This is a genomic window from Sphaerochaeta sp., from assembly GCF_050178175.1.
GTDB lineage: Bacteria > Spirochaetota > Spirochaetia > Sphaerochaetales > Sphaerochaetaceae > Sphaerochaeta.
On sequence record NZ_JBFXGH010000153.1, the window covers coordinates 1 to 4,287 of the forward strand.

Sequence of the window (4,287 nt, forward strand, 5' to 3'; positions counted from 1 at the left end):
CCACCGCTTTGATCATGGTAGGATACCTAGCTACTCGATTCTTCCCAACCACCATGGTTGCAATGTTCAACCGTGACCCGGCACTGCTCGAGCTGGGAACCTTTGCCCTGACACGTTGGTTCCTGCTTACCCCGTTGGTAGGGTTTCAGATCATCGCAGGGAACTTTTTCCAGGCAATTGGCAAGAGCAGGATCGCACTCCTGCTCACACTCTCAAGACAGGGGTTCTTTCTCATTCCTTCCATCCTGCTCTTCTCACACTTCTTTGGATTGCAGGGTATTCTCTATTCAGCACCTGTTTCCGATTTGCTCTCTTCCCTGCTGACCGCCGTCTTCTTCATCCCGGGTATCCGGGACCTTGAGAAGAATGCACAATCCATTTAACGGAAGCTTTGTGTCTTGGCGAAAACCTCAAGAAGCGGTTGCCACCACTCCTTTCCCCCCCTGACTTCCCCGATACCACGAATCTTTTTCAACCGGTACCGTACCAGATGTTCAGGCGGCTTGCTGCAGAGGTTGTCAAGGTCACGAATTATGGTTTCCTTGATCAACTGGGCTGTCTCCTTCGGGCTCTTTTCCTCAATGATGTCATGGATGACCCCGAACTCCTTCAGATGCCGGCTGGTCATCTTCATGGCCTCAGCTGCCTCCTTGGCTTTCGATGGGTCACGAAGCAGGATGGAAGCAAATCCTTCAGGGGTAATGACTGAATAGACTGCATTCTCCAGCATATAGAGCTTATCCCCGATGCCGATACCCAAGGCTCCTCCACTACCACCTTCTCCAATGATAAAACAGAGCACTGGGGTCTTGAGTGTTGAGAACACCTTCAGGTTCTGGGCGATTGCCTCCCCTATTCCCCTCTCCTCACTCCCAAGTCCGGGATATGCTCCAGGGGTGTCAATGAAACAGACCACGGGACGGCCGAATTTCTCTGCCTGCTTGGCAAGACGCAACGCCTTACGATAGCCTTCAGGATTACTCATTCCATAGTTGCAGGAAACATTCTCCCTGAAATTGGCACCCTTCCGGTTCCCGATGAACGTGACCGCCCTGCCTCCGACCATTCCAATGCCACCGATCATAGCAGGATCATCACCATAGGTTCGGTCCCCGTGCAACTCCATGAACTGGTCACAGATCATGTCGATGAAGGCCTTCGCCCCGGTTCTTCCACTTTGGCGGGAGAGAAGCACACAATCCCATGATGATTTCGCCTCACAAGTCTGGCTGGTGCTGAGAATGGATTCAATATGTTCTACCGTCTCTTGCAGTACGGGTATCTTCTTTTCTGCCATGGATTAGTCTCTCCTTGTGTGGGTTTCGATCAGGAAGGAGAGGGTCTCTCTCAGCTTCTTGCGTTCAACAATGGAATCGATGAAACCTTTCTCAAGCTGGAACTCCGAGCGCTGGAACCCTTCTGGGAGCTTCTCACCGATGGTTCCCTCGATCACCCTCGGTCCAGCAAATCCAATAATTGCCCCGGGTTCTGCGAGTATGACATCCCCAAGCATAGCAAAGGAGGCTGTCACGCCACCGGTGGTGGGATTGGTCAAGACAAGAAACAGAGGTGTTCGGGTTTCTTCCATGAGCGCTGCAGCGCTGGCAGTCTTGGCCATCTGCATCAAGCTGAAAATTCCTTCCTGCATCCTGGCACCACCACTGGCAGTAAAAAGGATTACCGGGTCCCCGGTGAGAGCTCCCTCGATCATGGCCTGTGTGATTTTCTCACCCACTACCGAACCCATGCTGCCGCCCATGAAAGCGAAGGACATGATACCGACAACCACAGGTTTTCCCCCGACCGTACAACGTCCGATGGTGGCAGCATCACTCAGCGAGGATTTCTTTTGATTCTCTTTCAGTTTCTCCTCATACCCTGCAAGTGAGATGGGGTTCATCGACTGCATTCCACTACTCATCTCCTTGAACGATCCTTCATCTGCAAAGAGTGAAAGGCGTTCTTGTACAGTAAGCGGAAAATGAAAATTACAATATGGGCAAATCTTATACTCCCCTACCTGTACATCTTTCTGGCACTGGGGGCATCGTTTCAAAACTTCGTTTGACATCGGTTATTTCTCCTGTTCACAAACCTTCTGGTAGAGGTCTGTAGTGAAGCGACCACTCCTGAACTGTTTGGAGGCAATGAGGCGTTTTTGCTCTTCCAGATTGGTGGTCACCCCTTGGATGTTCACTTCTTCCAATGCCCTGAGCATTACGGCTATACCCTGGTCCCTGTCAGGAGCCCAGATGATGATCTTCGCCACCATTGAGTCGTAATAAGGACTGAGAATGGATCCGGCCTCAAGATGGGAGTCCACTCGTACAAAGGGACCTGAAGGCAGTTGAAGTGTGGTGATCACCCCAGCAGAAAGTGCATTGATCCTACACTCAAGGGCATACCCGGAGAGACGGATATCTTTCTGTTTGAACGGTAATGTCTTACCCTGTGCTATCCTGATCTGAGCCTGGACCAGATCAAGGGAACTTACCAGTTCACTTACCGGATGCTCCACCTGCAGGCGTGCATTCACTTCCATGAAGTAGTATGCCTCCCCCTCAACAAGGAACTCCACGGTCCCAGCGCCTCGGTAGCCCAATTCCTTGAAGAGTCGCACTGAATCATTGCACATTGCCTTTCTCAGTCCTTCATCAAGGATTGGGGAGGGGCTCTCCTCAAGCAACTTCTGGTGATTCTTCTGCACTGAACAGTCCCGCTCACCTAGGTGAACCACACCGCCCTGGCCATCGGCCAGAAGCTGGATTTCCACGTGACGTGGCTGTTCAAGGAACCGTTCCATATGCACCGAGGAATCCCCAAAGAAGGCAAGAGCCTCCTTTCTGGCCAGCTGCAAGGACTGCTCGAGTTGTTCCTCTTTCCTGACAATACGCATACCTCTACCCCCACCACCTGAAGCAGCCTTGAGGATGATTGGGTAGCCGATTTGCTCGGCAGTTCTCTTTGCATCTGCAAGATCAACAAGCGCCTCACTACTGCCCGGGGTAATGGGAATCCCCGCGGCAAGGGCGGCCTGCCGTGCAGCAACCTTGTTCCCAAGCAATGCAATCGTCTTACTCTCAGGACCAATGAACACAAGCCCTGCGTCCTCCACCTGTTTTGCAAAATCAGCATTTTCTGAGAGGAATCCTACTCCAGGATGGATGGCATCACAGCGAAGTACACAAGCAGCGGTAATAATATTCCGTACATTCAGGTAACTCTTGTCTGTTTGTGCTTCCCCAATACAGACAGCCTCATCTGCCATGGAAACAGGCAGACTTTGGGCATCGGCAGTGGAATAGACAGCAACAGTCTTGATTCCCAGGTCACGGCACGCCCTGATAATACGTACCGCAATCTCTGCACGGTTTGCGATGAGCACTTTCTTGATCATAGTTTCTTGACCTTGAAAAGGGGTTGTCCAAATTCCACCAGCTGTTCTGGCTTGGCAAGGATTTCCACAATTTCACAGGAGTAATCACTCTCAAGCTGGTTCATCAGCTTCATTGCTTCAATTGTGCAGATAACGTCCCCGCTCTCCACTTTGCTACCAACGTTCACATATGGAGGTGCATCTGGGGCTGGGGTTAGGTAGAAGGTTCCCACAATTGGACTGGTGATGGTCTCCAGTTCTTCTGTGCCGGTTGTAGCAGTTGGTGCTGTTTCTGCTCCATGAACGGTCGGTTCCATGACCGTGACAGGTTGGGCGATAGCCTCACCAGCTACCGGTCTTTTCAGTTTAAGTGAGAAGCGTGAGCAGGAAAGCTCAAGCTCGCTTAGGGTACTGGAATCAAATAGGGTAAGGACCTCACGGAGGTCCATGTGTTCAATATTATCCATAATATTCCTCATAACAAGATGGGGATGGGATGCTTTAAAAAGTGCATCCATACGAATTTAATCATAACAACAAAGAGTTATAGTGTCAATATTGACATTATTTTCAAAATTGTAATAATGATATACTTATGTTATATACCCAAGGAGGGAGCCATTGAAGCCTCCACAATCAATACACATCACCGCCCTTGGCAGTTACGCACCGCCGAGGGTGGTAACCAATAATGACCTGAGCCATATGGTCGACACGAGTGATGAGTGGATCAAAAGTCACACTGGAATCAGAGAAAGACATATTGCCGGTGAAGATGAGACGACCAGTAATCTCGCTTATAAAGCCATCGATGATCTTCTTGCAAGCTACAACCGGGAAGCATCCCAAATTGATGGCATCGTCTGCGCAACAGCTACCCCGGACTATCCTGGGTTTCCTTCCGTTGCCTG

At 50.6% G+C, this 4,287-nt stretch carries 4 protein-coding genes and 2 pseudogenes; 2 read left to right on the forward strand and 4 right to left on the reverse strand.

The window, feature by feature from the left end; all coding sequences use genetic code 11:
- Window positions 1–383, forward strand: a pseudogene (locus AB7S66_RS11555) (MATE family efflux transporter); the annotation flags it as partial.
- Here the strand turns inward: AB7S66_RS11555 and AB7S66_RS11560 are convergent.
- The 4 genes from AB7S66_RS11560 to accB are packed head-to-tail and all read right to left on the reverse strand — an operon-like array spanning window position 380 to window position 3,843.
- Window positions 380–1,297, reverse strand: coding sequence for a carboxyl transferase domain-containing protein (locus AB7S66_RS11560; RefSeq protein ID WP_428520161.1), 918 nt, complete (start codon window positions 1,295–1,297; stop codon window positions 380–382). The pseudogene AB7S66_RS11555 and the gene AB7S66_RS11560 sit on opposite strands and share 4 nt — an antisense overlap.
- Window positions 1,298–1,300: 3 nt before the next feature.
- Window positions 1,301–2,071 (reverse strand): acetyl-CoA carboxylase, carboxyltransferase subunit beta, encoded by a 771-nt coding sequence (accD, locus tag AB7S66_RS11565; protein ID WP_428520163.1) that lies wholly within the window; start codon window positions 2,069–2,071, stop codon window positions 1,301–1,303.
- Window positions 2,072–2,074: 3 nt separating this feature from the next.
- Window positions 2,075–3,397 (reverse strand): acetyl-CoA carboxylase biotin carboxylase subunit, encoded by a 1,323-nt coding sequence (locus AB7S66_RS11570; RefSeq protein ID WP_428520165.1) that lies wholly within the window; start codon window positions 3,395–3,397, stop codon window positions 2,075–2,077.
- Window positions 3,394–3,843 carry an acetyl-CoA carboxylase biotin carboxyl carrier protein gene (accB, locus tag AB7S66_RS11575; RefSeq protein ID WP_428520167.1) on the reverse strand — a complete coding sequence of 150 codons (450 nt, stop codon included), beginning with the start codon at window positions 3,841–3,843 and terminating at the stop codon, window positions 3,394–3,396. The genes AB7S66_RS11570 and accB overlap by 4 nt, the downstream gene beginning before the upstream one ends.
- 154 nt (window positions 3,844–3,997) lie before the next feature.
- Here accB and AB7S66_RS11580 point away from each other — a divergent pair.
- Window positions 3,998–4,287: pseudogene (locus AB7S66_RS11580) on the forward strand (3-oxoacyl-ACP synthase); the annotation flags it as partial.

Bases quoted from the DNA above. Each gene is read 5' to 3' on its own strand.
- accB (WP_428520167.1), bottom strand. From the start codon at position 3,843: ATGGATAATATTGAACACATGGACCTCCGTGAGGTCCTTACCCTATTT.
- AB7S66_RS11570 (WP_428520165.1), bottom strand. From the start codon at position 3,397: ATGATCAAGAAAGTGCTCATCGCAAACCGTGCAGAGATTGCGGTACGT.
- AB7S66_RS11560 (WP_428520161.1), bottom strand. From the start codon at position 1,297: ATGGCAGAAAAGAAGATACCCGTACTGCAAGAGACGGTAGAACATATT.
- accD (WP_428520163.1), bottom strand. From the start codon at position 2,071: ATGTCAAACGAAGTTTTGAAACGATGCCCCCAGTGCCAGAAAGATGTA.